Source organism: Streptomyces sp. NPDC055749 (assembly GCF_053617235.1).
The window spans coordinates 10,905-36,081 of record NZ_JBSHFH010000012.1 but is presented as its reverse complement, the minus strand read 5'-3'; the positions used below and the strand labels follow the sequence as shown (position 1 = coordinate 36,081).

20 protein-coding genes are annotated in these 25,177 nt (G+C 70.3%); 6 read left to right on the top strand and 14 right to left on the bottom strand.

The window, feature by feature from the left end; all coding sequences use genetic code 11:
* Position 1: 1 nt before the first annotated feature.
* The gene (locus ACWGO0_RS11625; protein ID WP_453531708.1) at positions 2 to 595 is read right to left on the bottom strand and encodes a (2Fe-2S)-binding protein; all 594 of its coding nucleotides are present in this window, start codon (positions 593 to 595) and stop codon (positions 2 to 4) included.
* A 2-nt stretch (positions 596 to 597) separates the two neighbouring features.
* On the bottom strand, positions 598 to 1,488 hold the full coding sequence (locus ACWGO0_RS11620; RefSeq protein ID WP_453531706.1) for an FAD binding domain-containing protein: 891 nt from the start codon (positions 1,486 to 1,488) through the stop codon (positions 598 to 600).
* Positions 1,489 to 1,751: 263 nt separating this feature from the next.
* On the opposite strand from ACWGO0_RS11620, the gene ACWGO0_RS11615 reads away from it, so the two are divergent.
* Both ACWGO0_RS11615 and ACWGO0_RS11610 read left to right on the top strand, forming a co-directional pair.
* The gene (locus ACWGO0_RS11615) at positions 1,752 to 3,497 is read left to right on the top strand and encodes a PucR family transcriptional regulator (RefSeq protein ID WP_453531703.1); all 1,746 of its coding nucleotides are present in this window, start codon (positions 1,752 to 1,754) and stop codon (positions 3,495 to 3,497) included.
* A 163-nt stretch (positions 3,498 to 3,660) separates the two neighbouring features.
* Positions 3,661 to 4,476 carry a hypothetical protein gene (locus ACWGO0_RS11610; RefSeq protein ID WP_453531701.1) on the top strand — a complete coding sequence of 272 codons (816 nt, stop codon included), beginning with the start codon at positions 3,661 to 3,663 and terminating at the stop codon, positions 4,474 to 4,476.
* A 46-nt stretch (positions 4,477 to 4,522) separates the two neighbouring features.
* On the opposite strand, the gene ACWGO0_RS11605 is transcribed toward ACWGO0_RS11610, so the two are convergent.
* Positions 4,523 to 5,272: a GntR family transcriptional regulator gene (locus ACWGO0_RS11605; protein ID WP_453531698.1), complete on the bottom strand. Its 750-nt coding sequence runs from the start codon at positions 5,270 to 5,272 to the stop codon at positions 4,523 to 4,525.
* 146 nt (positions 5,273 to 5,418) lie between these two features.
* Here ACWGO0_RS11605 and ACWGO0_RS11600 point away from each other — a divergent pair, with 146 nt between their 5' ends.
* Both ACWGO0_RS11600 and ACWGO0_RS11595 read left to right on the top strand, forming a co-directional pair.
* Positions 5,419 to 6,267, top strand: coding sequence for a (2Fe-2S)-binding protein (locus ACWGO0_RS11600; protein ID WP_453531695.1), 849 nt, complete (start codon positions 5,419 to 5,421; stop codon positions 6,265 to 6,267).
* A 192-nt stretch (positions 6,268 to 6,459) separates the two neighbouring features.
* Positions 6,460 to 7,560 carry a DUF2637 domain-containing protein gene (locus ACWGO0_RS11595; RefSeq protein WP_453531692.1) on the top strand — a complete coding sequence of 367 codons (1,101 nt, stop codon included), beginning with the start codon at positions 6,460 to 6,462 and terminating at the stop codon, positions 7,558 to 7,560.
* Between the two features lie 89 nt (positions 7,561 to 7,649).
* Here the strand turns inward: ACWGO0_RS11595 and ACWGO0_RS11590 are convergent, their stop codons facing one another.
* Positions 7,650 to 8,051 (bottom strand): ATP-binding protein, encoded by a 402-nt coding sequence (locus ACWGO0_RS11590; RefSeq protein WP_453531689.1) that lies wholly within the window; start codon positions 8,049 to 8,051, stop codon positions 7,650 to 7,652.
* 246 nt (positions 8,052 to 8,297) lie between these two features.
* Between ACWGO0_RS11590 and ACWGO0_RS11585 the strand changes: the two genes are divergently transcribed.
* Positions 8,298 to 8,696 carry a ribonuclease domain-containing protein gene (locus ACWGO0_RS11585; protein WP_453531686.1) on the top strand — a complete coding sequence of 133 codons (399 nt, stop codon included), beginning with the start codon at positions 8,298 to 8,300 and terminating at the stop codon, positions 8,694 to 8,696.
* 17 nt (positions 8,697 to 8,713) lie between these two features.
* Positions 8,714 to 9,103 carry a barstar family protein gene (locus tag ACWGO0_RS11580; protein WP_453531683.1) on the top strand — a complete coding sequence of 130 codons (390 nt, stop codon included), beginning with the start codon at positions 8,714 to 8,716 and terminating at the stop codon, positions 9,101 to 9,103.
* A 58-nt stretch (positions 9,104 to 9,161) separates the two neighbouring features.
* Here the strand turns inward: ACWGO0_RS11580 and ACWGO0_RS11575 are convergent, their stop codons facing one another.
* The 10 genes from ACWGO0_RS11575 to ACWGO0_RS11530 form a co-directional block, all read right to left on the bottom strand.
* Positions 9,162 to 11,531 (bottom strand): M9 family metallopeptidase, encoded by a 2,370-nt coding sequence (locus ACWGO0_RS11575; protein WP_453531680.1) that lies wholly within the window; start codon positions 11,529 to 11,531, stop codon positions 9,162 to 9,164.
* Positions 11,532 to 11,845: 314 nt separating this feature from the next.
* Positions 11,846 to 12,568: a GntR family transcriptional regulator gene (locus ACWGO0_RS11570; protein WP_453531677.1), complete on the bottom strand. Its 723-nt coding sequence runs from the start codon at positions 12,566 to 12,568 to the stop codon at positions 11,846 to 11,848.
* Positions 12,569 to 12,667: 99 nt separating this feature from the next.
* Positions 12,668 to 13,669, bottom strand: coding sequence for a proline racemase family protein (locus ACWGO0_RS11565; RefSeq protein WP_453531674.1), 1,002 nt, complete (start codon positions 13,667 to 13,669; stop codon positions 12,668 to 12,670).
* Positions 13,670 to 13,733: 64 nt separating this feature from the next.
* On the bottom strand, positions 13,734 to 14,648 hold the full coding sequence (locus tag ACWGO0_RS11560; protein ID WP_453531672.1) for a dihydrodipicolinate synthase family protein: 915 nt from the start codon (positions 14,646 to 14,648) through the stop codon (positions 13,734 to 13,736).
* Between the two features lie 67 nt (positions 14,649 to 14,715).
* Complete coding sequence (locus tag ACWGO0_RS11555; protein ID WP_453532035.1) at positions 14,716 to 16,209, bottom strand: FAD-dependent oxidoreductase; 1,494 nt, start codon at positions 16,207 to 16,209, stop codon at positions 14,716 to 14,718.
* 19 nt (positions 16,210 to 16,228) lie between these two features.
* Positions 16,229 to 16,600 (bottom strand): (2Fe-2S)-binding protein, encoded by a 372-nt coding sequence (locus tag ACWGO0_RS11550; protein WP_453531670.1) that lies wholly within the window; start codon positions 16,598 to 16,600, stop codon positions 16,229 to 16,231.
* 49 nt (positions 16,601 to 16,649) lie between these two features.
* A complete protein-coding gene (locus ACWGO0_RS11545) occupies positions 16,650 to 17,816 on the bottom strand; it encodes an NAD(P)/FAD-dependent oxidoreductase (RefSeq protein ID WP_453531667.1) in 1,167 nt (388 codons plus the stop codon).
* 93 nt (positions 17,817 to 17,909) lie between these two features.
* Positions 17,910 to 19,652 (bottom strand): pyruvate dehydrogenase, encoded by a 1,743-nt coding sequence (locus tag ACWGO0_RS11540; protein ID WP_453531664.1) that lies wholly within the window; start codon positions 19,650 to 19,652, stop codon positions 17,910 to 17,912.
* Between the two features lie 65 nt (positions 19,653 to 19,717).
* A complete protein-coding gene (locus tag ACWGO0_RS11535; RefSeq protein WP_453531661.1) occupies positions 19,718 to 21,235 on the bottom strand; it encodes a protein phosphatase 2C domain-containing protein in 1,518 nt (505 codons plus the stop codon).
* Positions 21,236 to 21,349: 114 nt separating this feature from the next.
* On the bottom strand, positions 21,350 to 25,153 hold the full coding sequence (locus tag ACWGO0_RS11530) for a S8 family serine peptidase (RefSeq protein ID WP_453531658.1): 3,804 nt from the start codon (positions 25,151 to 25,153) through the stop codon (positions 21,350 to 21,352).
* Positions 25,154 to 25,177: the final 24 nt, after the last annotated feature.

The following is a 25,177-nucleotide window of genomic DNA, read 5'->3' as shown; positions in this document are numbered from 1 at the left end:
CTCACACCGTCTCTTCCTGACGCGCCGCCGCGAGGCGGACCGCGTCGAGGATCTTCTCGTAGCCGGTGCAGCGGCAGAGATTGCCGGAGAGCGCCTCGCGGATGTCCTGGTCGGACGGCGAGGGGTGGGTCTCCAGCAGTTCGTCGGCTGCGACCAGGAGGCCCGGGGTGCAGAAACCGCACTGCACGGCGCCGGCGTCGATGAACGCCTGCTGGACCGGCGAGAGCTCGGTGCCCTCGCCGCTCTGCCCGTCGGCGGGCCTGGCCTGCCGGCGCTGTGCGGCGTCGAGCGTCGTACCGCAGGCGCCGGATTCGCAGCCTGCGCCGGGGTGCGCGTCCTCGCGGTGCCTGGCGTAGTCGGCGAGGCCCTCGACGGTGACGACCTCGCGGCCCTCCACCTGACCGGCGGCGACGAGACAGGAACACACCGGTACGCCGTCGAGACGGACCGTGCAGGAACCGCATTCGCCCTGCTCGCAGGCGTTCTTGGAGCCGGGCAGGCCCATGCGCTCACGCAGGACGTACAGGAGGGACTCGCCCTCCCAGACGTCGTCGGCTTCCTGCTGCCGGCCGTTGACCGTGAAATTCACTCGCATGGCTATGCAGCTCCTTCGAGGGTGCGGCCGGCGCCGCGGTACTGCTCCCAGGTCCAGCTCAGCGTGCGCCGGGCCATGATGCCGACCGCGTGCCTGCGGTACTTCGCGGTGCCGCGCACGTCGTCGATGGGGTTGCAGGCGCCGGACGCGAGCTGCGCGAACTGCTTGGCGACCGACGGCGTGATGATCTTGCCGCTCTCCCAGAACCCGCCCTCGTCGAGCGCGGCGATCAGGAATTCCTCGGCCGCCTTCGCCCGTACGGGTGTCGGGGCGGCCGATCCGATGCCGGTACGGACCGTGCGGGTCCCGGGGTGCAGGGCCAGGCCGAAGGCACAGACGGCGATGACCATCGCGTTGCGCGTACCGACCTTGGAGAACTGCTGGGGCCCGTCGGCCTTCCTGATGTGCACGGCCCGGATCAGCTCGTCCGGGGCGAGTGCGTTGCGCTTGACCCCGGTGTAGAAGTCGTCGATGGGGATCATCCGGGTCCCCCGTACGGACTCCGCCTCGACCTCGGCGCCCGCGGCGAGCAGCGCCGGGTGGGCGTCACCGGCGGGCGACGCGGTGCCCAGGTTGCCGCCGACGCCGCCGCGGTTACGGATCTGCGGCGAGGCGACGGTGTGCGAGGCGAGCGCGAGGCCGGGCAGCTCGGCCCGGAGGTGCTCCATGATCGCGCTGTACGGGACCGAGGCGCCGAGCCGCACGTCTTCCTCGCCCACCTGCCACTCGGACAGCTCACCGATGCGGTTCAGGTCGAGGAGGTACTCGGGCCGCCTGTGGTCGAAGTTGATCTCGACCATCACATCGGTGCCACCCGCGATGGGCACAGCTGTCGGGTGCTCGGCCTTGACGGCGAGCGCCTCCTCCCAGCTGGCGGGGCGAAGGAAGTCCATGAGTGGCCCTCTTCTTCTCATCGGTCGGGTCGTGCGCCGGGGGCTGGGGACAGCCGGCCCGGGACTGGTCCGTTCATCTGCTGTTAACGCGGTGTGTGACCCAGTACACAAGCCAGGATCCGGCCAGTGCAGTCACCGAAACCATGAAGGAGTTGGCTGGTCTCCTTCCTGGTCTTGTAGATTCGAACGAATGGCGGGGATCAGTAACCTCACCGAGATTCACCGGTATCCCCCGCACCAACGAAAAGATCGGCGGCAACGAGATGCGGCTGCGCGCACTGCTGGAAACCGACGCGCTGGGCCTGCGGCTGCTCGGCGGCGACGACGAGCTGGACCGCACGGTCCGGGGCGTCATGACGACCGACCTCCGCGACCCCAGCCGCTATCTCTCCGGTGGCGAGCTGGTGCTCACCGGGCTGGCCTGGCGCCATGACGCGACGGACTCCGAGCCGTTCGTCCGGATCCTGGCGGGCGCCGGGGTCGCCGGACTCGCGGCGGGCGAGGCGGAACTCGGTGCCATCCCCACCGATCTGGTCGACGCGTGCCGGCACCACCGTCTCCCACTCTTCGCCGTGAACGAGACCGTGGCATTTGCAACGATTACCGAGCACGTGGTGCGCCAGGTCTCCGGCGAGCGGGCCGGCGACCTCGCGGCGGTCGTCGACCGGCACCGCAGGCTGATGACGTCGGGCCCGGCGGGCGGCGGCCCCGAGGTCGTCCTCGATCTGCTCACCTCCGACCTCGATCTCCGCGCCTGGGTGCTCTCCCCCACCGGCCGCCAGATCGCGGGGGCCGGTGAGCCGCTGCCCGGTCCGATCGGCTCCGCGCTGGCCGGGAGACATCTGGCCGCGACCCGCACAGGACGGCGGGGCCCGCACCGGACGGCCGTGGACGGAACGACGTATTCGCTGTTCCCGATCCGGAACACCGGGCGGGGCGCCGCACCGGCCTCCCGCGATGTCCGCGAGTCGGTGCTCTCCGACTGGCTGCTCGCGGTCGAGGCCGACGCGGGCGACTGGCCCGCCGCCCGGCTCGACCTGCTCCAGGGCGTCACCCAGCTGATCTCGGTCGAACGGGACCGGCGCGACGCGGCCCGTACGGTACGCCGCAGGCTCGCCCAGGAGGTCCTGGAACTGGTCCAGGCGGGCGCCGCCCCCACCGAGATCGCGGCCCGGCTGCGGGTCGCTGCCCCGGTGCTGCTGCCCGGCGCGGGCTCGGCGCCGCACTGGCAGGTCGTCGTGGCCAAGGTCGAATGGGCCGCCGACGGCGCACCGGCCAGCGGCACCGGTCCGGCGGCGGACATCGCGGGCGGACCGGTCGCCCAGGCGCTGCTGGAGGAGATCCTCGTCGATCCCGCGGTGACGGGACCCGACTCCGCGGACCGGATCGCGGTCGCGCACACCGGCGACGAGGCCATCGCGCTCGTACCGCTGCCCGCCCTGCCGGCGCCCGGCGCCCGCGCCGACGAGACCGCCGCCGCCCCCGGGGCCGACGCGGCCGAGCGACAGGACCCGGCGCTCCACGCGGACGTCCTGCTCGCCGCGGTCCGCGAGCCGCTCTCCGCGGGCCTCGCCGACGACGGCAGGCTGACACTGGGTGTCAGCGCGGCCGTGCACTCCGCCGAAGGGCTGCGCGGCGCCCTGGAGGAGGCCCGGCACGCCCGCCGGGTCGCCGCCGCCCGGCCGGGCCGGGTCTGCGCTGCCGGGCACCACGAGCTGGCCTCGCACGTCCTGCTGCTGCCGTTCGTCCCGGACGACGTGCGCCGGGCGTTCACGGCCCGGCTGCTGGACCCGCTGCGCGACTACGACACCCGCCACCGCGCGGAACTGATTCCGACCCTGGAAGCGTTCCTGGACTGCGACGGTTCATGGACGCGCTGCGCGGCCCGGCTGCATCTGCACGTCAACACACTGCGCTACCGCGTCGGACGAATCGAGCAGTTGACGGGACGTGATCTTTCGCGCCTGGAGGACAAGCTCGACTTCTTCCTCGCCCTGCGTATGAGCTGACGCCCCGGGGACCGAGCGGCGCCGCCAAGATCCGGTCGATTGTGAAATCTTTCACCTGACATTGACCGGAACCCTTGGCCCGGCGTGCCATTCCGTGCTGAGATGCGGCCAGACTCAACAGCTCGATGGCGTGCTCGGGGAGGGCAATGTGGCGCATACCGCCATGTCTGGTTCCGGAACGACAGCAGATGACGATCCGCCGCTCCAGACAGCGGTATGGCGACTGCGATCACGCGCCTGCTGGACGGACGCGGCTGCTCTGCTCGAACCGCACGCGGCCACCGACCCGGCAGCCGCGCTCCAGCGGACCGCGCTGCTGACCGAGCGGTGTCTCTACACCGCCGACGGCTGGACGGACGCGGACGACGCGCTGCGCAACGCGGAGGCCCTGGCCCGGAGCGACGCGGAACGCGGCGCCGCCGCGTGCGAGCGCGGCCATCTCGCCTACGCGTCGACCCTCCTGGGCGTACGGGACCGGGCCGACGAGGCAAGCGTGGCCCTGAGCAGGGCCGCGGCCCTGCTCGCCCCCGCGGCGGCCGGCCGGCCGCTCCTGGACTTCCGCCGGGGCCTGATCGCGCAGAACATCGCCGATTCGCCGCAGTCCGCACGGGCCGCCTACCGCAGGGCCCACGCGGGCGCCACGGCGCGGGGGGACCAGTTACTGCTCTCCTTCACCTGGCGGCATCTCGCCTCGCTGGCCCTGCGCGAGGGCGAGCTGGCCGAGGCGCGGCACGGCTTCACGGAGTCGCTGCGGATCAGGGAGGAACTGGGCTACCTGGTCGGTACGGCCCCGGCCCTCATGTCCCTCGCCGATGCCGAACCGGAGCCGGAGGCGGGCAGGCTGCGCGCCGAGGCGGGCCGGCTCTTCCGCCTGCTGGGCGGCGTACCGACCTGGCTGGCCCCGCAACTGGAACCGTCCCTGCCGAGCCAGGGCAGGCCCGCACTCGACGACGCGACGGCGAGCTGGCGCGTCCGGTGACCTGGGTCGTGTCCGGATCAGCCCGGTCTCGCGGGGCCAGGGCCGGTCAGCCCTCCGCACCCGTGAAGTGTTCCCGTACCAGCGACTGCACGACGCCGAGGTTCTGGCCGATCAGCGCGTCGAGCAGCGCGGTGTGCTCCACGGCGTCCGCGAGAAGGTCCGCCCGGCGGGTGGCGGGGTTGCTGACCAGTGGCCACTGGGACCGGCGGTGCAGGTCGTCGGCGACCTGCACCAGCTGTTCGTTGCCGGCGAGCGCGAGGACGGCCCGGTGGAAGGCCCGGTCGCACTCGGCGTAGCTCGCGCGGTCGCCGACAGCGGCTGCCGCGACGGTGGCGTCGGCGAGCGGGCGCAGGGCCGTCCAGCGGCTCGCGGGGACGGTACGGGCCAGCTTCAGCATGACGGGGACCTCGATCAGGGCCCGTACCTCGGCGAGCTCGGCCAGTTCGCGCGGCCCGCGCTCGCTGACCCGGAAGCCCCGGTTCGGTACGACCTCTACGGCGCCCTCGATGGCCAGCTGCTGCATCGCCTCGCGCACCGGCGTCGCGGAGACGCCGAACCGGGCGCCGAGCGCGGGGGCGGAGTAGACCTGCCCGGGGGTCAGCTCCCCGTCGACGAGGGCGGCGCGCAGGGCGTCCAGGATCTGGCCGCGCACCGAGTGCCGCTGCACCGTACGGGGAGCGGGTGGCTCGCTGTGGGTGTGCTCACCACGCGCCTGCTCGGGCACCCGCACCGACGGCGGGACGGCCGGGGCTGCGTACGACAGCCAGGTGTCCTCACGCGCACTGCCCTGCTCCACTGGACCTCCTCGGCCGGCCGCGGGCACGGCTCGCGTGCGCCCTGCCCCCGTGTGCACGATAGGCGGAGGAGGCTCCAGTTCAAACATCGATCAGGTCGGGTAAGGTAAGGCTAACCTGCTAACGATCCCGATTCGGTGGTCCCTGCATGACCGTCTCCGCTCTGCTCACCGGTACCGCGGCGTCCTCCGTGACCGCCGCGTACGCACGTCTGGCCGAGGTCTTCCCCGGACTGCGCGCCGAGGTGCTCGCCGAGAACACCGCGGCTCCCTCCGGCTCCGGCTGGGTGGGCGCCGCCGAGCTCGCCGAGGGCGGCGCGGCCCTGGACGCCTTCCTGGCCTGGGACAACGCGCAGGTGCTGCGGGACTACGGGCAGCAGGCCCGCCCCGACGTGGTGGCCAGCTTCGGACTGCACCGCTACTCCTGGCCGGCCTGTCTGCTGGTGACCGTGCCGTGGTTCCTGCACCGCCGGGTGCCGCGCGTCCCCGTCCAGGACGTCGCCTTCCAGCGCGCACTGGGCCACCTCACCCTCCGCGTACGGGAGTTCGCCTGTCTGCCGGACGATCCGGCGGCCTCGCTGCCGGGCGCCCGGGTCGTCCCCGACGAGGCGGCGCTGCGCGCCGAGGTGCTGGACGCCGTCGCGGAACACATCGGCCCGGTGCTGGACGGGTTCGGACCGCGCATGCGGCGCGGCAAGCGCGCCCTGTGGGGCATGGCGACGGACGAGGTCGTCGAAGGGCTCTGGTACATCGCCCATCTGCTCGGCGAGGAGCGCCGGGCGATGGCCGAGCTGGAACTGCTGCTGCCGGGCACCACCAAGCCGTACGTGGGCACCGCCGGCTTCCGTGAACTGACCGGCCCCGACGGCGAATCGCTGCCGACCCGCGACCGGGCGAGCTGCTGCCTCTTCTACACATTGCGCCCCGAGGACACCTGCGTCACCTGTCCTCGTACGTGCGATGCCGACCGAGTGCGGAAGCTGACGCCCGCCTCCTGATCCACACCCCCCGTACCGGTGACTCGCACTCGAACGTGACTACGTTTCACCGTACGGTCATTCGAGAACATTCCGCTCATCCGCATGCCTCGCCACCCCAATGGCGTTCTCTTGCCCCGAAACCGCCTGAGCCGGGCGGCGTTTCCGTCACGATGGCGCCCGATACGCCCTACGCGACGCAAGGGACCGCGCATGAGACTGACCGACATATCGCTTGACTGGCTGCTTCCGGGCGCCGTACTGCTCGTGGGGGTCATGGCGGCGGTGACGGTGGTCGCACGTGGCAGGCGCGCCGCCGGCAAGGCATCGGCCGACGACAACTGGGAACGCAGCGAGGACCGCCGCCGGCGCAAGGAGGCGCTCTACGCCACCGCCTCGTACGTCCTGCTGTTCTGCTGCGCCGCGGTCGCCGCCGCACTCTCCTTCCACGGGCTCGTCGGCTTCGGCCGGCAAAACCTCAGCCTCTCCGGGGGCTGGGAGTACCTGGTCCCGTTCGGCCTCGACGGGGCCGCGATGTTCTGCTCGGTGCTGGCGGTGCGGGAGGCCAGCCACGGCGACGCGGCACTCGGCTCCCGGCTGCTGGTGTGGACGTTCGCCGGCGCCGCCGCCTGGTTCAACTGGGTGCACGCGCCGCGCGGCATGGACCACGCGGGTGCCCCGCACTTCTTCGCGGGCATGTCGCTCTCGGCCGCGGTGCTCTTCGACCGCGCGCTGAAGCAGACCCGCAGGGCCGCACTCCGCGAACAGGGCCTGGTGCCACGCCCGTTGCCGCAGATCCGGATCGTACGGTGGCTGCGCGCGCCCCGGGAGACCTTCGGCGCCTGGTCGCTGATGCTCCTCGAAGGCGTACGCACCCTGGACGAGGCGGTCGACGAGGTCCGCGAGGACCGGCGGGAGAAGGAGCAGGACCGGCTCCGCAGAAGGGGTCAGGAGAAACTGGACCGGGCCCACATCAAGGCCCTCAACCGGCAGAACCGGGCCTGGGGCAGAGGCGGCCGCGGTGGACACCAGGTGGACGTCCCGGCCATCGCACCGTCCCAGGGCGCCGCGCAGAGCGTCGCGGAGCCCGCCATAGCAGAGCCGGGACAGCTGCCCCTGCGACCCCGGCCATCCCTGCAAGCCGTGAACGGCCCGAGCTCCAAGGGAGCCAAGAACTCCCAGGGTTCCCCGGGCCAGCCCGCGAACGGTGACCCCAGGACCGTCGACCTCACCGCCGAGGACGACACACAGACCCTGCCCCGGCTCGACTCGCTGGAGCAGAAACTCAAGGACCTGGAGCAGCAGTTCGGCTAAGCACGGTGTGGGTGGGAGGCCCCGGTCGGGACCTCCCACCCACTCTTGCGTTCGGCCCCGGTTGCGCCGGGCCCCTCAGCCCGCCCCGTTCAGCTCGCCCCGTTCAGCTCGAACCAGACCACCTTGCCCAGCGCCTGCGCCGTGACTCCCCAGGCGTCCGCCAGGCCGCGTACCAGGACGAGCCCCCTGCCGTGCGTACCGTCGTCGGCGTTCGGTACGTACGGCTTGGGCGCACCCGACATGAAGTCCCGGACCTCCACCCGCACCTGTTCCGGGCCCGCGGTCACGGTGACGACCGCGCCGTGACGCGTGTGGATCAGCGCGTTCGTCACGACCTCGCTCAGCAGCAGCTCCGCCACCTCGGCCGTCTCGGTCTCCGCCCGGTACCGCAGGAACTCCCGCACGTCCCGGCGCACTTCACCCACCACGGACAGATCGGCGTGCCCCAGTCTGCGGCGCAGCCGAACCGACTGACCCCCTTGACGCTTCATCGCTTCCCCCGCCCGCACAGTGAATCGACCTCCTTCGGCCCATAACCCCTCGAACACCTTCACGGGGATGCATGCCCCGCTCGCGGGCAGTCACGCTTGTCGACTCATCAATAAGTGAACAGTGCTCATCCGCAAGCCCACCCGGGGGACAGTCGCGTGACGTTTCCCTACCTCCCGTTAACTTCCAGAAAATTCACAGAAGTTGGCGTTGACGGGACCCGATCTACGCGCGTCATCATGGTGGGCATGCGATTCCCCCCACGAATCACCACGCTCGGCGCTTGCGCCGCCATCCTGTCCGCCCTCTTCGTCGGCGGTCCGGTCACCGCCTCGGCCGCGGCGCCCCAGGCCACCGCGGCGGTCGGCAGCATCTGCTACTCCGACCTACCCGCGCAGGCTCACGACACCCTCGATCTGATCGACGCGGGCGGGCCCTTCCCGTACGACCAGGACGGCACGGTCTTCCAGAACCGCGAAGGCATCCTGCCGAGTCAGGGCACCGGTTACTACCACGAGTACACCGTCATCACCCCGGGCTCCCCGACCCGCGGCGCCCGCCGCATCGTCACCGGTGAAGAGGTCCAGGAGGACTACTACACCGCCGACCACTACGAGTCGTTCGACCTGGTCGACCACGACTGCTGACCTTGTACGCTCCCCGCATGACTGTGACCTACGTGATCGAAGGCTCCGAGGTCACCGGCCTGGACCGGTTCTGGGAGGTGATCGGCGAAGCCGTGAACGGCCCAGGTGGCTACTTCGGTCGCAACCTCGACGCGTTCGCGGACTGTCTGAGTGGCGGCATGGGTACGCCGGACGACGACGATTTCGTCATCGAGTGGCGCGACCACGCACGGTCCGCGGAGTCCCTGGGCCACCCGGAGACGGCGCGCTACCTGCGCCGCGCAGCTCAACGCGCCCACCCCACCTCGCGGGTTCTCATCGAAGCGGAACTCGCCGAGGCGCTGGAGGGCCGGGGAGCGACGCTCTTCGACCGCCTGGTGGAGATCATCAGGGAACGGACGAGGCCGGATTCACTGCGGCTGACCTGACCGGACCGGTACGCGGCGAGGAGACCGCCGCGTACCGGCTGGCCGGCCGGTACGGGAATCAGTACCGGGTGGAAACGCTCACGCCACCGAACCCCTGGGCGGCGTGCAGGCTGATGTAGTGGATGCCTGCCTTCGGGTTCGACACGGTCAGAGTGTGTTCGTTCCCCGCGCCGGTCGCCCGTGAGGTGTGACCGGTCACTGTCGCCCAGCTATTGGAGTTGTAGTAGAGGTCGGCGTCGCCGGTTCCGCCCGCACTGGTGATCTTCAGCTGCGTCGTGCCCACCGGAACGTAGATGTACAGATAGGCGTAGTTGCCCGTGGTCGCCGTCAGACCGCTCCGCTTGCAGTCCTTGTCCAGCTGCCGGGTATCGCCTGCCGTGCACTCCGGCCCCTGATCGACGGGCGGGGTACCGATGCTGCCGCAGTCCCCTGCCCCGCAGGCCGTCAGCCAGGAGTTCCAGTCGGCGTCGTACCGGTTGCCTATGGTGGAGGTGAGCAGGGTGCGGGCGACGTTCCAGTCGCCGCTGCGGTAGAACCCGAGCAGTCTGTCGACATCCGCGCGGTGCGACTGGAGCATGTACCGGACTGCCAGGTACCCCCAGTTGTAGATCCGGGTCTGGTCGGCGTTCTCGTAGGTGGTGTCGAAGAGGGTGCGCAGGGTGTGGGTGCGCTTGGCGGCCTGTGCGATTGCGGCGTCATAGGTGACATTGCGGTATGAGTACGAGACGTACTCCGCGAAACCCTCGACCCACCAGATGGTCGGTGTGGTCAGGCCGGCCCCGAAGTCCCCGTACATGTTGAACCGACCGTCGAGGTAGTGCGTGTACTCGTGGTTGAGGTTCCAGATCTGGAACGCGGGCCGGACCCACTCGGCCTCGTAGGCGATGAAGCGGGGCTGGTTGCCCGCCGCGGCGGGATCTCCCTCCAGGTACATCCCGCCGTTGTTGGTGTCGATCCCGAAGATCGCTCCGGCGTAGGTCTGGTAGTCGGTACTCGAGTCGAAGACGATCACCTCGATGGTGCTGTTGAGGTCGTCCGCGACCGGGCCGGCGTCCCTGGAGATGTCATGGAAGTACGCGTCCTGGTTGCGCAGACTCGTACAACTGGCGGCGAGGTCGGTCGTGGACACTTCCTGGGCCCGCATCCGGATGCTGTCGCTGCACGTGTAATCGACGGGCAGGACGGCAGCCTTGAGGCGTGCGGCCAGGTTGCAGGTGTCGTAGTAGGCGCAGTTGGCCCTGTCGTAGTAGTCCGTCATCTCGGCGACGCCGACCCAGAGCGGTGCTGTGCGGCCGGTGATGGAGCTCTTCTTGAGCAGTGCCGAGGCCAGCGGCGCGGTCCTGTCCCGCAGCGACGCCTCCTGGAGGAAGCGGCCGAGTTCCCGGCCCGCGTTGGAGACCAGGTACGACTGGTCCGTGCCCAGCAGGTCCAGATGAACCGAGGCGAAGTCGTGGAGTGCGCCCAGCAGACTGGGGTCGGCATCCACCGCCTGGACGAACTCGGGCAGCTGATGGCCGCGGAATGTCACCGTGTACACGTTGTTGACCGCGTTCAGCATGTACCAGGAGCTGTTGTACGAGGAGTTGTAGCCCGCGAGCAGGCGCTTGACGACGTACAGATAGCGGGCGTTCTGCTCGGAGCTGTCGATCAGCGTGACGGCTTCGGCCAGCGTCTCCCCGTTGGCGTCGGTGACGTCGGAGGAGCGCGAGGAGGCGAAGAAGGCGTCCAGCCCGGCGCGAATTGCGGTGCGCAGCGCGGGGCCGTAACTGCCCACCGTCGACGGGTCGTAGTACTGGACGTAGTAGCCCGCCCTGAGGAAGAGAACGAGCTGCGGCATGCCGGTGCTGCTGTCGCCGGGGTAGGCCGCTGAGCCGTCGCAAAGCGCGTCGGCGATGGTGACCATCTGTGCCTCGCGGAAGGCGAGATAGCCGTCGTTGCCCTTCACACCGAACAGCGTGTTGACACAGTCGGTGGTCGACGACCTGACCTGCTGGACGAGCGCGCTGCCGGTACGGCTGGTGAAGTCGGTGACATTGCACGCAGCAATGTCACCGATTCCGGCCGACCTGGCCTTGGCCCGCGCCGCGGCCTTCATGGAGGGGGCCGGGTGGCTCGGGTCGGCGCTTCCGGGCTGGTCGTAGTCCCGCTTCAGCGCGTCCTTCGACGCGGACAGGGGGGCGCGGTCGGCGGGCGTCAGGGGTGCGCGGTCGGTATGGTCGGCCTCGCCGGAAGGTGCGGTGAGTGCCTCGGCGACGGGGCCACCCGGCTCCTCCGCACGGGCCTCGGTCCTGGTCTCGGCCGCCGATGCCACGAGGGGGCGCGGCTCTGCGGCCCGGCTCGGTGCGGAGAGCAACCCGACGCCCAGGCAAGCTGCCAGAGCCACGGTGGATAAGCCGGTGAATCTCTGTCGAACCATTCGGTTCTTCACGTGCCGCCTCCCAGCGGTGTGTTGGCCGCACGGCGGTTGCGCGGCCGAGGGGGGTGGAGCGGGAGGTCAAGACGGACAGGGCCGCCCGACTACGCCCACGTCATGACATGAGCACGACCTCATCTCCTGCGGGCTGTACAATTGCACATGTCACATGGCCATGGAAGACATGCACGCACATTGAGAGAGCGCACCGCGACAGGGTGAATGAACCCGCGACTCCCATCGGGCCGCAATCCGGGACATCACGGAAGGGCTCTACCCCTGGGGCGCGTTGCGTGGATCAGCCGGCGTGGCGCCGGCGGCGAACAGGCTCAGACCCCGTCGAGGTCGAGCCATACCTGCTTGATCGCGCCGCCCTCTGACGCTTCCGTTCCGGGGGCTGCCCAGAGCTTTCGGACATGTGACATATGAGTGAGCATGAATGCCTCGGCGCGCACCCCGTCTCCGGCGACCATCAGGTCGAGCAGCTGAAGATGCTCCTCCGCCGAAATCGTCAACTGCCCGGTCTCGGCCAGCCTGTTGAGACCGAAGAGCCGCGAACGCTTGCGCAGGTTTCCGACCTCTTCCACGAGCCGGCGGTTCCCCGCCAGACCGAGCAGTTCGAGATGGAAGCGCCGGTCGGCCTCCAGGTAGGCCAGGATGTCGTTCGCCCGGGCGGCTTCTACGATCTCCACGGCGAGTGGCCGCAGTTCCTCCAGCTGCCACGCCTTGTCCATCCGGGCGATGCGGCCGACCGTCGGAGCCTCGATCATGGCGCGGAGCTCGGTGAAGTCGTCGAGATCCTGCTCGGTCAGCTCGGTGACACGGAAACCCTTGTTGCGTACCGCCTCGACCAGGCCCTCCCGGGCCAGGTCGAGCATGGCCTCACGTACAGGGGTGGCCGACACCCCGAACTGGGAGGCGAGCGCGGGAGCGGAATAGATCGAACCCGGACGAAGCTCACCGGCGATGAGCGCCGCTCTCAGCGCATGCGCCACACGGTCACGCAGGTGCTCCTGCGCGGAGATCACGTTGAGCGACGTCAGGCGGGCCATGTGTTCCTCCAGCGCAGTGCGGAGTCGCAGAATACAAGCTGGCGTTGCCTAACGGGTCTGCCCCTTCCGGCCTGTGGATATCGTGCTCCAGGGGCGCAGTCACAGCAGGAATCCTTCGGGGAAGGGATCGGTCGGGTCCAGGAAGAATTGCGCGGTCCCGGTGATCCAGGCGCGGCCCGTCACGGTCGGTACGACTGCGGGAAGACCCGCGACAGTGGTCTCCTCGACAAGCCGCCCCGTGAACGAGGTGCCGATGAACGATTCGTTGACGAAGTCGGTGTTCAGGGGGAGTTCGCCCCGGGCATGGAGTTGTGCCATCCGCGCCGACGTACCCGTGCCGCAGGGCGACCGGTCGAACCATCCGGGGTGGATGGCCATGGCGTGCCGGGAGTGCGCGGCGTCCGATCCGGGTGCGATCAACTGGACGTGCTTCAGCCCGTTGATGTCGGAGTCCTCCGGGTGCACGGGGCGGTCGGTGGCGTTCACCGCGTCCATCAGGGCGAGTCCGGCCGCCAGGATGTCGTCCTTGCGCCCGCGCTCGAAGGGGAGCCCGAAGTCGGAGAGCGGCAGCATCGCGTAGAAGTTGCCGCCGTAGGCGAGGTCGTAGTGCAGAGTGCCGTAGCCGGGTACGTCCGCCTTCCGGTCGAGCCCGGCGCAGAAGGCGGGCACATTGGTGAGGGTGACGGATGTGGCCGCGCCCTCCTGTACGCGCACGTCTGCCGTGACGAGCCCGGCCGGGGTGTCGAGCCGGACCGTGGTGACGGGCTCGGTGACTTCGACCATGCCGGTCTCCACCAGGACGGTGGCGACGCCGATGGTGCCGTGGCCGCACATCGGCAGGAAACCGGAGACCTCTATATAGAGGACGCCGAAGTCGGCGTCGGGGCGGGTGGGCGGCTGAAGGATCGCACCGCTCATGGCGGCGTGCCCGCGCGGCTCGTACATCAGCAGGGTGCGTACCGCGTCCCGGTTGTTCTGGAAGTGACGGCGCCGCTCCGCCATGGTGGCGCCCGGAATCGTTCCGATGCCACCGGTGATGACGCGGGTGGGCATGCCTTCGGTATGTGAGTCGACCGCATGGAAAATGTGACGTGTCCGCAAGGTTCCCCCTTGGTGTTCCGTTGGACCTGGATACTGCGCATCGCCTGCGCCGCAGGCCCGTTGGTCAGTTCATGCCCTCGGCGAGCGCCTTCTCGGTCGCTGCGCGCACAGCGGCAGCGGACTCCGGCGGCAGCGGGAAACGCGGCGGCCGTGTGGGTCCGCCGTGGCGCCCGACGACGTCCATGGACGCCTTGATCGCCTGCACGAACTCCGGCTTGGAGTCCCAGCGCAACAGCGGGTGGAGCTGTCGGTAGAGGGGCAGGGCCGTTGCAATGTCACCTGTCACGGCGGACCGGTACAGCTCGACGCAGCTGGCGGGCAGCATATTGGGGCACCCGGCGATCCAGCCGACGGCACCGGCGAGTGCCAGTTCCAGCAGCACGTCATCGGCGCCGATCAGTACGTCCAGACCCGGGGCCTGTTCGGCGATCTCGTAGCCCCTGCGGACATCGCCGCTGAACTCCTTGACCGCGACGATGCTGTTCTCCTGATGGAGCCGCGCCAGCAGACCGGGGGTCAGATCGACCTTGGTGTCGTACGGATTGTTGTACGCGACGACAGGTACCCCTACTTCCGCGACCGCGGCGTAGTGCGCACGGACGTCGGTCTCGTCGCACTTGTAGCCGTTGGGGGGCAGCAGGAGCACCGATTCCGCGCCCGCCTCCGCGGCCCGCTCGGCCCAGCGCCGTGACTCGTCGCTGCCGTAGGCGGATACGCCGGGCATGACCCTGGCTCCGTTGCCCGCCGCTTCGACGGCGACGCGGACGACCTGGTCACGCTCCTCGTCGGTGAGGGTCTGATACTCCCCCAGTGAGCCGTTGGGCACCACGCCGTCGCAGCCGGCTTCGACGAGATCGCGGACATGCTCACCGTAGGCATCGAAGTCGACGGAATGGTCGGCGCGCAGCGTAAGGGGCGTGGCCACCATGACGCCGTGCCAGGGGCGGGTGCGGGGGGCGTGGACGGTGTCTGTCTGCATGGAGACTCCTTGTGAGGTGTGACATGTCACTGTGTAGTAGTAGGTGTGACAGCAGAATTGCCCGTCCCTACGGGCGGCTACCTCCGCCCCCGCCCTCGGCCACCCGATCCGCCTCAGCGAGTGCGGACAGCGGCACAGGGCAGGCGAAGGGGCGACGGTCGGCGGTCGCGCCGGCGGCGGAATCACCTTCGGGGCAGACGAGTTCACGTACTGCGAAGCCACAGGTGCGCCCCTGGCACCAGCCCATTCCGGACCTGGTGAGGAGCTTGACGGTACGGGCGTCTCCTGCGCCGAGTTCGTCCACCGCCCGGCGAATCTGCCCCGCGGTGACCTCCTCGCACCGGCAGACCTCGGTCTCGTCGGCCAGCCATCCGCGCCAGCCGGATCGCGGCCGGTGCACGGCGCCCATCACATCGGCGAAGGCCCGCATTCTGCCCCGGGCCCGGCGCAGCGCATGTTCCCTGCCGTACCGGCCCCGGCCTGCCGAGGCCCCGCCACCCCTCGCGTGCCGAACCACCGAGAGTGCGGCCAACTCACCCTCCAAAAGTGCGAGTTGTACGCCACCGATGCCACCGACCTCCCCGGCGGCCCACACACCGGGCACCGTGGTCCGCAGCTGTTCGTCCAGGAGCAGGGCATGCGTGCCGTCGGTGCCGTCGCGAGTTGCACAGCCCAGGGCCGTGGCGAGTTCCAGCTGGGGTACGAGGCCGTGTCCGACGGCGAGGGCATCACAGTCGTAATACCGGCCGGAACCCGGGACCGGTCGCCAGTCACCGTCCAGGCGGCTGACGGTGACACCCTGAACCCGGCCCCTTCCATGAACGGCCGTCACCGCGCTGTGGGTCAGGACGCGCACGCCGTGACGGAGGAGGGCAGCCCCGTGGCGTGCGCCCTCCGCCAGCTTGCCGGGGTTGGATGCCAGCGCGCGAGGCGCCTTCGCGTACGCCCCGTATCCGGCCGCCTCGACCAGCAGCGGAACGTCGGCACCCGCCTTCACCAAGGAGGCTGCGACCACCTGGAGGAGCGGTCCGCTGCCCGCGACGACCATGCGCCGGCCCGGCATGACCAGGCCGGACTTGAGCATGGCCTGCGCCCCGGCCGCACCCACGACACCAGGCAGGGTCCAGCCGGGGAAGGGAAGTTGACGCTCATGGGATCCCGTCGCCACCAGCAGATTCCGCGCCCCGATGGCCGCTCGACCGGTCTCCTCGGGCCCGGTGACCGCGTGGAGCATCCAGGCGTCGCCTTCCGTACGTTCGACGGCCCACACCTGGTGCCATGTGAAATGGCGGATCCGCCCGGCCCGACAATGCCGCTCGAACCGCCCCGCGAGCTTCCGGTACACGGCCCAGTCGTGGTGCAGGGCCTCCGGCCGGGTGGCACCGAGTTCGGGTGCCGGCGAGCGGTAGTACTGGCCGCCCGTCGCCGCCGCAGCATCCAGCACGGTCACATCGAGCCCGTGATCGGCCGCGGTGACCGCGGCTGTCATACCGGCGGGTCCGGCACCCACGACGGCCAGATCGGCGAACCCCCGTCCGCCGGGGTGGAGTTCATCGTCCATCGCTCGCTCGACACCTGATTCACCGGAGGAGTTCGCCATGCCCGTCGCCCTCCTGTGTCGTGATCGTGTCGCCTGGGCGGGCGGGCAGCAGGCACGCCCGCTGGTTGGGGCGGCCGTTGACGGTGGCCAGGCAGTCGAAGCAGGACCCGATGCCGCAGAAGGCGCCTCGCGGATTACCGTTCACCCTGGTCGTGCGCCAGGCCAGATGGCCGGCCGCCCAGAGCGCTGCGGCGATGCTCTGACCGGGGAGGGCTCGGATCGGGCGCCCGTCGAAGAAGAGCTCGAACTCCGGCCCGGGCGCCGACCCGACCAGTTCGGCAGCATCGCGTGCGGGCCTGCGGCGGGATATCCGGCCGGGTACGCGGCCGGGCGGGCGGGGCGTGAGTGTCACAGGCGCTCCAGATCCATCAAGTCGCGGTACGGATTTCCACGGGCGGAGTTCAAGCCGCCTCCTGGGAACGGTCGAAACGTTCGGGCCTGAACGGCGCCGGATCAAGTACGGGGGCCTCGCCCCTGAGCGCGTCGGCGATCAGCCTTCCCGTCCCGGGGGCCAGCCCGATCCCCGCACCTTCGTGTCCGCAGGCATGGAACAGCCCCGGGACCCGAGGGTCGGGCCCGATCGCGGGAAGGTGGTCGGGCAGGTACGGGCGGAACCCGTGGTAGGCGCGCAGCAGCCGGACATCGGCCAGCACCGGGAAGAGCGCGGCAGCCTGCGCGGCCAGCCTGCTGATGACGGGTACGGACAACGAGCGGTCGTAGCCCACCCGTTCGCGACTCGCGCCGATCAGTACGGGGCCGGACGGCGTCCCTTCCACCACGGGTGAGGTCTGGAGTGCGGCCGAGCCGCTGGACACGTCGGCCACGTACTCCGCGGCGTACACCTTGTGCCGGATCAGCCGGGGCAGCGGTTCCGTGACGAGGACGAATCCCCTGCGCGGCAGCACCGGCAGTTCCACCCCGGCCAGGGCCGCCAGTTCGCCGCCCCAGGTACCGGCGGCGTTGACCACGGCGGGGGCGTGCAGGTCCCTCCGGCCGGTGCGGACTCCGCGAACCTCGCCCGCAGGGCCGGTGAGCACCGCGGTGACCTCCTCACCCACGTACAGTCGCGCCCCCTCGTCGCGTGCCGCGCGCAGCAGGTGCGCGGCGGCCACGGCGGGCTGCACCTGGGCGTCCTGCGGGTAGTGGAAGCCGCCCGCCAGTCCAGGGGCCAGGTGCGGTTCGAGGTCGTTGAGACCGTGTGATGTCACCGGGTACGCCGTAATTCCTGCGGCGCCCTGTCCTCGCGCCGTGGCCGTGAGCGTGGCGAGGGACTCCTCGCTCGCCGCAACGACCAGCCCGCCCTTGCGCTCGAACTCGATGTCCGCAGGCAGTTCGTCGGCCAGCTCCTGCCAGAGGCCGAGGGAGAGCAGAGCGAGATCCAGCTCCGGGCCGGGCACTTTGTCGGAGACCAGGAGGTTTCCCTCGCCGGCTCCCGTGGTGCCGCCCGCGACCGGCCCTCGGTCGATCACAGCGACGCGAAGCCCGGCCCGGGTGGCGTAGTAGGCGCATGCGGCACCGACCACTCCGGCACCGACGATGACGACATCCAATGGCTGTCTCGTGAGCACGGCAGTAATATGTCACATTGCTCTGTGACCGCCAAGGGTGCGCACAACAGCTACTATTGACTGTCCGTCACCTCTTCAGAACCGCTACGAAGGCTAGGGACGCGGCACGTTCCGGAGGTTGGAGCGGGCCATCTGGAGCATTCGGCCCACTCCCCCGTCCAGCACGATCTTGCTGGCGGACAGCGCGAAGCCGGACACCATTTCGGCGCTGATCTTCGGCGGGATGGACAGCGCGTTCGGGTCAGTGACCACGTCGATGAGGGCGGGTCCCTTGTGCTTGAAGGCATCCTTGAGCGCGCCCTCGAGCTGCTTGGGCTTCTCCACCCGGACCCCATAGGCCCCGCAGGCCCGAGCGACGGCCGCGAAGTCCGGGTTCTTGTTCGTCGTACCGAACGAGGGCAGCCCCGCCACCAGCATCTCCAACTCGACCATTCCGAGCGACGAGTTGTTGAAGAGGACCACCTTCACCGGCAGGTTGTACTGGACCAGGGTGAGGAAGTCGCCCATGAGCATGCTGAATCCGCCATCGCCCGACATCGAGACGACCTGCCGGTTGCGGTCGACGAACTGCGCGCCGATCGCCTGCGGCAGTGCGTTGGCCATCGAACCGTGACTGAACGAACCGATCACCCTGCGCTTGCCGTTGGGCGTCAGATAGCGCGCGGCCCACACATTGCACATACCGGTATCGACGGTGAACACGGCGTCTTCGTCGGCAAGTTCGTCGAGGACCGAGGCGACGTACTCCGGGTGGATCGGCACATGCTTCTCGACCTTGCGGGTGTATGCCTTGACCACCCCCTCCAGAGCGTCGGCGTGCTTCTTCAGCATCCGGTCCAGGAACTTGCGGTCGCTCTTGGCCTTCACCCGCGGGATCAGACAGCGCAGCGTCTCGCGGACATCGCCCCAGACCGCCAGATCGAGCTTGGACCGCCGGCCCAGGCGCTCGGGGCGCACATCGACCTGGACGATCTTCACGTCGTCCGGGAGGAACGCGTTGTACGGGAAGTCGGTGCCGAGCAGGATGAGGAGATCGCATTCGTTGGTCGCCTCGTAGGCGGCCCCGTACCCGAGCAGCCCGCTCATGCCGACGTCGTACGGGTTGTCGTACTGAATCCACTCCTTGCCCCGCAGCGCGTGCCCGACCGGGGACTTGACCCGTACCGCGAACTCCATGACCTCGGCGTGCGCGCCCGCCGTTCCGCTGCCGCAGAACAGAGTCACCCGTTTCGCCTCGTCGACCATCCGGCAGAGCTTCTCGATCTCCCCGTCGCCGGGCCGGACCGTCGGCCGGGAGGTGACGAGGGCGTGCTCGATCGACTTCTCCGGGGCCGGCTGCGATGCAATGTCACCTGGCATCGACACGACGCTGACGCCGCCCTGGCCGATCGCATGCTGAATGGCCGTCTGGAGCAGTCTCGGCATCTGCTGCGGGTGGGAGATCATCTCGTTGTAATGGCTGCACTCCTGGAAGAGCAGCTCCGGATGGGTCTCCTGGAAGTAGCCGAGGCCGATCTCGCTCGACGGGATGTGCGAGGCGAGAGCGAGCACCGGGGCCATGGAGCGGTGGGCGTCGTAGAGGCCGTTGATGAGGTGCAGGTTCCCTGGGCCGCAGGAGCCGGCGCAGGCAGCCAGACTGCCGGTGATCTGGGCTTCCGCACCGGCGGCGAACGCGGCGGTCTCCTCGTGCCTGACCTGGATCCAGTCGATGGCCGCGTTACGCCGGATGGCGTCCACGACAGGGTTGAGGCTGTCGCCCACGACGCCGTACATCCGCTTCACCCCCGCCCGCACGAGGATGTCGACGAACTGCTCCGACACGTTCTGCTTGGCCATGGGTGCGGACCCTCTCCACTGTGCTCCGTGCTCTCGTGGAGTCCATCAACCCATGGCCGGTGCGATCACGCCTCCCAGACGGCCGCGCTCGTACGGTCGTCGGCGTACCCCTTGATACGGAGCTGGGTGTCCGAGAGGTAGCCCGCCAGTCCCGGCGGTCCGGCGTCCGACCAGCGCTCGGCGAGTTCCTTGGCGAGGGCGGGTTCGCCACGCATCGGGTCGGCGAGGCCGTTGCTGCACAGCAGCAGGGTGTCGCCCGGACAGGCGATCGAGGCCCGGAAGCGGAAGGGTTCGGACGGCGCTGGGACAGGACTCTCGACGTACGGGGACGGGGGTGTCGTGATCTGCAGGTCCATGGTGAGCCGGTCCCCGTCGGGTCCCTCCTCACCCTCCGTTCCTCCGGCCGGCGCGGAGCCGAATCCGACGACGGCCTCGCCCATGAGTGCCCCGGCGTCCGGAACGAGGGGTTCCAGGTCCTGCCACACGCCGTCGCGGAGCCGGAAGAGGCCACCGGCGCCGACACCGAAGAAGACTCTGGTGCGGCACCGGGGGTCGGCCGACAGGAGGAGGCAGCGCAGACTCGCGGTGTAGTCGCCGGGTTCGAGGCCGAGCTCGGCCGCGCGGGCGCGCAGCTTGCCGTAGGTCCGGTCCGTGAGGCGGTGCAGTCCGGATTTGAGGTCGCCGCGGCGGCCCGCCCTTATGTCTTCGGAGAGCCGGGCGTGGCTGCGGCCGACGGCGCCGCCGATCCAGTGGACGGCGTCGGCCGCCGCGAAGTGCGCCCCTTCCGATGCCCGCGCGCCGCCGGCGATCGCGACGAGGACGAGCGCGCTTTCGGCGGCGCCGAAGCGCGCGGTGAGCAGGGCGTCGCGGCGCGGTTCGCCCCGGAAGCGGGCGGAGTCCCCCCGGACGGAGGCGGCGCGCAGGGTGTACGTGCCGTACCGGGCACCGTCGAGCACGGTGTCGGGAACGAGCCCCTGGAGGTCCATCGAGCTGGAGGCGGGCAGGGCGGTGGGTTCGGCGTCGTAGGTGGGCGGCCGGTCGCCGAGGTAGTCGAGAGGGAGACGGGCAGCGGGAAGGGCGACGGGGTCCGGCACGGTGTCGGTGCCCGAGTCGGTGCCTGCGTCGGCGCCTGTGTCGGTACGGGTGGTGGGCTCCCGGTCTCCCGTGTCGGCCGTCGCCTCGGCCCTGGCCTCGGCGGCCGGGGGTGGAGGTGGCGGGGGCGGAGAAGGCGCGGCGAAGGTGCGCGGCGGGGAGAATCCGGACGGGGGCTCCCAGGGTGCCCGAACACGCATGACGGGCGGTGACATGTCGGGTGTCACCGGCGACGGCGACGGCTCGGGCTCCAGCGACGGCTCCGGGGCCGGGGCCGGGGCCGGGGCTGGCTCCGGCCCCCGCTCCGTCCCCGGCTCCGGGTCGGTGTCCGTACGGTCCACCGCCGAACCCACCGCATCCGACGCGGAGTCGAAGCGGTCGTCGAGACTGTCGGCCGCGCTGCTCGGCCCGGCGTCCGGCGCGGTCTCGTCGTACAGCCTGCGCCACCAGTCGTCCTCGTGGGCGGCGGGCCTCTCCCCCTGCTGACTCATGCCCTTATTGTCCACCGCGAGAGGCGCACGAAAACGGGTCATCCGGAAAAAGAGGTCCGCCGGGCAACCCCACCCCCCACGGGAGGGACGCCCGGCGGACCGTTCGGGACGTGGTCAGCGCACTGCGTACGCCGCGACCACGGTCTGGATGACGGAGTTGCCGTTGGCGTCCGTCAGTTCAGTCTTCAGAGTGACGGGCTTGCCCGCGGCGCCCGCGTGGTTGACGGTCGCCGACCAACGGCCGTCCTTCTGTGCCGTGGCGGCCTCGGTCCACGTCGTACCACCGTCGTACGAGTAGGAGACCTTGGCCGTGGTCAGCTCGCCGGGGGTGTAGCCCGCGTGACCGGTCGCGCTCAGGCCGATCCGTACGCCGTCCTGTGCGGGCAGCGTCTTCAGGCCGTCCGACGGCAGGTCGTAGTCCGGGAAGAGCAGCGGAATGCCCTGCGAGTAGGTGTTCTCTTCACGGTGCGAGCGGAACTTCCAGGTGGTGGTCGTGGCCGTGGACCGCTTCCAGACCTGTGCGGGCGCACCGATCTTGGTGGTCCTCAGGGTCAGTTCGTACGGGGTGTCACCGGACGGGACGGTGAAGACTCCGAACGGGTAGGGGCTCCGCCCGATCTCCTGTCCCTCGCTGGTCAGCGTCATGCCGCCCAGGTCACCGAAGGACCCCTGCTCGCCCACGTGTTCGGCATCGGCCCAGAACGCGGGCGCGACCCCGATCCGGTTGTCCTGGCGTTCCCCGGCGAGCGCCGGCTTGCCGTTCGCATCGACCGGAGCCGCCGGGCGCAGGATGCCCCGGTACCAGCTCTCCGTACCCTGCGAGCCCGGCTCGAAGGTGCGTGACTTGTCGAACATGAACTCGCCCCAGGGGAAGCTGGAGGAGAGGAACCGCTGGTAGCCGGTGTCGCCGGCCGTGTAGTACTCGGTACGGGTGGAGGGCACAGCGACCGTGTCGCGACCTGCGGAGAACGTCGCACCGTACGGCCGCTTCGCCAGCAGGACATCCACGTAGTCGGCGGCCACGCCCATCGCCTCGTAGGTGGCGTCGGACTTGCCGAGCTTCGCGTCACGGACCCGGTAGGTCCGGTCCGATGTGACGGGGCCGGTCTCCTGGAAGTCCAGGTTGTAGACGTACGGACTGGTGGCGGTGGCCTTCCAGTTCAGCTTCACCGGGCCCTGCGCGAGGGCGGCGGCGAGCGTCGCCGCCTCGCCCGCCTCGACGGCGAGCGTGGGCAGCGGTGCGGCGCCGAAGCCGACACTCGGCAGCCAGCGGCCCGCGGAGGGCCGGTGGGCGATCAGCGCCACAGCGCCTGCGGCCTTGGCGTCACGGGCCTTGGTGAAGAGGGAGGTCTCGGTGTCGCCGACCTTGATCAGTGCGATCTTGCCTTCGACGCCGGCGGCCTTGAGGTCGGCCGCGGTGCCGGTGCCCGCGGCGACGAGCGCCGCCTCGCCCGTACCGTCGAGGTTGACGGAGCCGGTACTTGCAACTACAGGGTGCAATGTCACATCCCCAGTTGCACCCCCAGCCGCACCCCCAGCCACACCCCCACTCGCACGCAGCTCGCTGATCTGCGGCGCATACGCCCGCCAGTAGCTGCCGAACTCGAAGTCGCCGTCCGTGGCCCGGCCCTGGATGTCGGCGACGTACTCCCCGATCATCCGGCCGCCGGTCATCGAACCGGCGTGCTGCCAGACGTCGTCCCACGTGCGGCCGAAGCCGAGGGTGGTGCTGCGGGACTCCGTCACGCGGTCCTCGGTCCTGATCCGGAGCCGGTCCGCCTTGCGGGCGTCAAGCACCAGGGTGGTGTCCTTGGTGAGGTCCAGCTGAGGGCGGGCCAGGTAGCCGAGCGAGCCGACCATCCGTCCGGTGGCGTCCCCCGGGTCGGGCGAGGTGACGAAGCTGGAGACGAAGTACGCGCCGGGGCGCAGCTGGTACACCTGGTCGGAGGCGCCGTCGTTGAAGCGTCGCTCACCGCTGGCGGTGTCGGTGCCGATGACGTCGAGCGAGGACTGACCGTCGGCGGGCTTGCCGTTGCGGTCGATCAGCTTGACGCGCAGGGTGACGGTCTCGGCGCCGACGTACAGCGAGAACGGGGTGGAGACCTTGACGCCGCCCGGGCCCGTGGCCAGGACGCGTCCGGTGACATCGCCGTACTGACTGCGGGCGAGGTGCGCGGTCGGGTCGATCGTCAGGGGGACCTTGACGGTGGCTCCGGCCGGGACGGTGACGTTGCGCTCACCGAGCCGGGCGACGGCGGAGCGTACGGCGGAGCCGTCGTTGCCGGTGACACCCGCGACGCTCAGGGAGAGCTTGACGGGTGCGGAACCGGCGTTGGTGTAGGGGACCTCGACGGTGGTGCGGTCGCTCGCGTCCTGCGGCCAGTTGAAGGTGCCGCCCTGGACCGCGGGGGCGCCCGTGACCTGGGTGTCGATGGCGGCCTTGACGTCGAGCCGGCCGCCGCCGGTCTCCCGTACGTCACCGGGGATGTCGCTCTTCGCCGAGGAGACGAGCGCGGCCTTGATCTGCTGCGCCGTCCAGTCGGGGTGACGCTGCTTCACGATGGCCGCGGCGCCCGAGACATGCGGGGTGGCCATCGACGTACCGGACATCGACCGGTAGGCGTAAGGGCCACGGCCGCCTGCCGCGGCGGCCGAGATGGCGACGCCGGGGGCGGCGATCTCGGGCTTGAGGGTGTGCGAGACGATCGCGGGTCCGCGGCTGGAGAACTGCGCGGTGGAGTCGTCACGGTCGACGGCGCCGACGGTCAGGACGCTGGGGGCGCAGCCCGGCGAGGAGACGGTGTTCAGCGTGGGGCCGGCGTTGCCGGCCGCGATCACGAACAGGGTGTCCTTGCTCTGTCCGAGCTCTTCGGCGGCGAGGCTCATCGGGTCGGTGCAGTCGGTGGGTACGGCGCTGCCGAGGCTCATCGAGACGACATCGGCCTTGTTGTCCACGGCCCACTGCATACCGGCGATGATCCAGGAGGACGCGCCGGAGCCGGAGTCGTTGAGGACCTTGCCGACGAGGAGGTCGGCGCCGGGGGCGACGCCCTTGTTCCTGCCGTCGCTCGCCGCGCCGCTGCCGCCGACCGTGGAGGCGACGTGGGTACCGTGGCCCCGGCGGTCGCCCGTGGTGGTGGAGTCGGTGAAGTTCTGGGCCGCGGCGATCCGGCCCTTGAGGTCGGGGTGCTCGGCGTCCGCGCCGGTGTCCAGGACGGCGACCTTGGTGCCCTTGCCGTCGTAACCGGCGGCCCAGGCGAGGTCGGCGCCGACCTGCTTGGCCGACTTGTCGAGGCTGGCCTCGACCTGGCGGTCCAGCCAGAGCTTCTCGAGCCCGGCGGCCGAGCGCGACCGGGGGCCGGTGACGTCGGCCCAGAACGCGGCGGTCTGCTTCTTGTCGGCCTTGAGCGCGACGCCGTCGATGGCCGCGAGGTCGAGTCCGCGCTCGGCGCCGCGCGGGGTGACGGGAGTGTTGCGCGCGGCGCTCCGGGTGTACGTGGCGATGAGCGGGACGGACGCGGAGTGGGCGTCGTCGTAACCCTGGCGGATGAGACCGGTGACGTTGAAGAGTTCCTCGTCGACCGTGCCTGCGGCGAGGGCGCCGGTGGCGGCTTCGGGGTAGACGTACAGGTCCTTGCCGGACTGCCGGGTCTGTACGAGGGGGACGGTGCCGTCCTCGCGGGGCAGAGCGGTGGCGGAGGTGGTGCCCGAACCGTCGGTGGTCACCAGGATCTTGTCGCCCGTGACGAGGGTGACGGTGACGGGCTTGTCGTCCTTGGCGGCTGCTGCCGCGCTGCCGGTCAGCGGTCTGCCGGTGGTCGCATCGTCCTGTGGCGCCGCCACGGACGGTGCGATCGCGGTGACGGCCAGGACGGTGGCGGTGGCCACTCCCAGTGCCGTGCGCGATATCGGGCGCATCGCTCTCCCCATGTCATTTCATTT

Coding starts and splice junctions, on each gene's coding strand:
- ACWGO0_RS11625 (WP_453531708.1), bottom strand. CDS start 595: ATGCGAGTGAATTTCACGGTCAACGGCCGGCAGCAGGAAGCCGACGAC.
- ACWGO0_RS11620 (WP_453531706.1), bottom strand. CDS start 1,488: ATGGACTTCCTTCGCCCCGCCAGCTGGGAGGAGGCGCTCGCCGTCAAG.
- ACWGO0_RS11615 (WP_453531703.1), top strand. CDS start 1,752: ATGCGGCTGCGCGCACTGCTGGAAACCGACGCGCTGGGCCTGCGGCTG.
- ACWGO0_RS11610 (WP_453531701.1), top strand. CDS start 3,661: ATGTCTGGTTCCGGAACGACAGCAGATGACGATCCGCCGCTCCAGACA.
- ACWGO0_RS11600 (WP_453531695.1), top strand. CDS start 5,419: ATGACCGTCTCCGCTCTGCTCACCGGTACCGCGGCGTCCTCCGTGACC.
- ACWGO0_RS11595 (WP_453531692.1), top strand. CDS start 6,460: ATGAGACTGACCGACATATCGCTTGACTGGCTGCTTCCGGGCGCCGTA.
- ACWGO0_RS11590 (WP_453531689.1), bottom strand. CDS start 8,051: ATGAAGCGTCAAGGGGGTCAGTCGGTTCGGCTGCGCCGCAGACTGGGG.
- ACWGO0_RS11585 (WP_453531686.1), top strand. CDS start 8,298: ATGCGATTCCCCCCACGAATCACCACGCTCGGCGCTTGCGCCGCCATC.
- ACWGO0_RS11580 (WP_453531683.1), top strand. CDS start 8,714: ATGACTGTGACCTACGTGATCGAAGGCTCCGAGGTCACCGGCCTGGAC.
- ACWGO0_RS11570 (WP_453531677.1), bottom strand. CDS start 12,568: ATGGCCCGCCTGACGTCGCTCAACGTGATCTCCGCGCAGGAGCACCTG.
- ACWGO0_RS11560 (WP_453531672.1), bottom strand. CDS start 14,648: ATGCAGACAGACACCGTCCACGCCCCCCGCACCCGCCCCTGGCACGGC.
- ACWGO0_RS11555 (WP_453532035.1), bottom strand. CDS start 16,209: ATGGACGATGAACTCCACCCCGGCGGACGGGGGTTCGCCGATCTGGCC.
- ACWGO0_RS11540 (WP_453531664.1), bottom strand. CDS start 19,652: ATGGCCAAGCAGAACGTGTCGGAGCAGTTCGTCGACATCCTCGTGCGG.
- ACWGO0_RS11535 (WP_453531661.1), bottom strand. CDS start 21,235: ATGAGTCAGCAGGGGGAGAGGCCCGCCGCCCACGAGGACGACTGGTGG.
- ACWGO0_RS11530 (WP_453531658.1), bottom strand. CDS start 25,153: ATGCGCCCGATATCGCGCACGGCACTGGGAGTGGCCACCGCCACCGTC.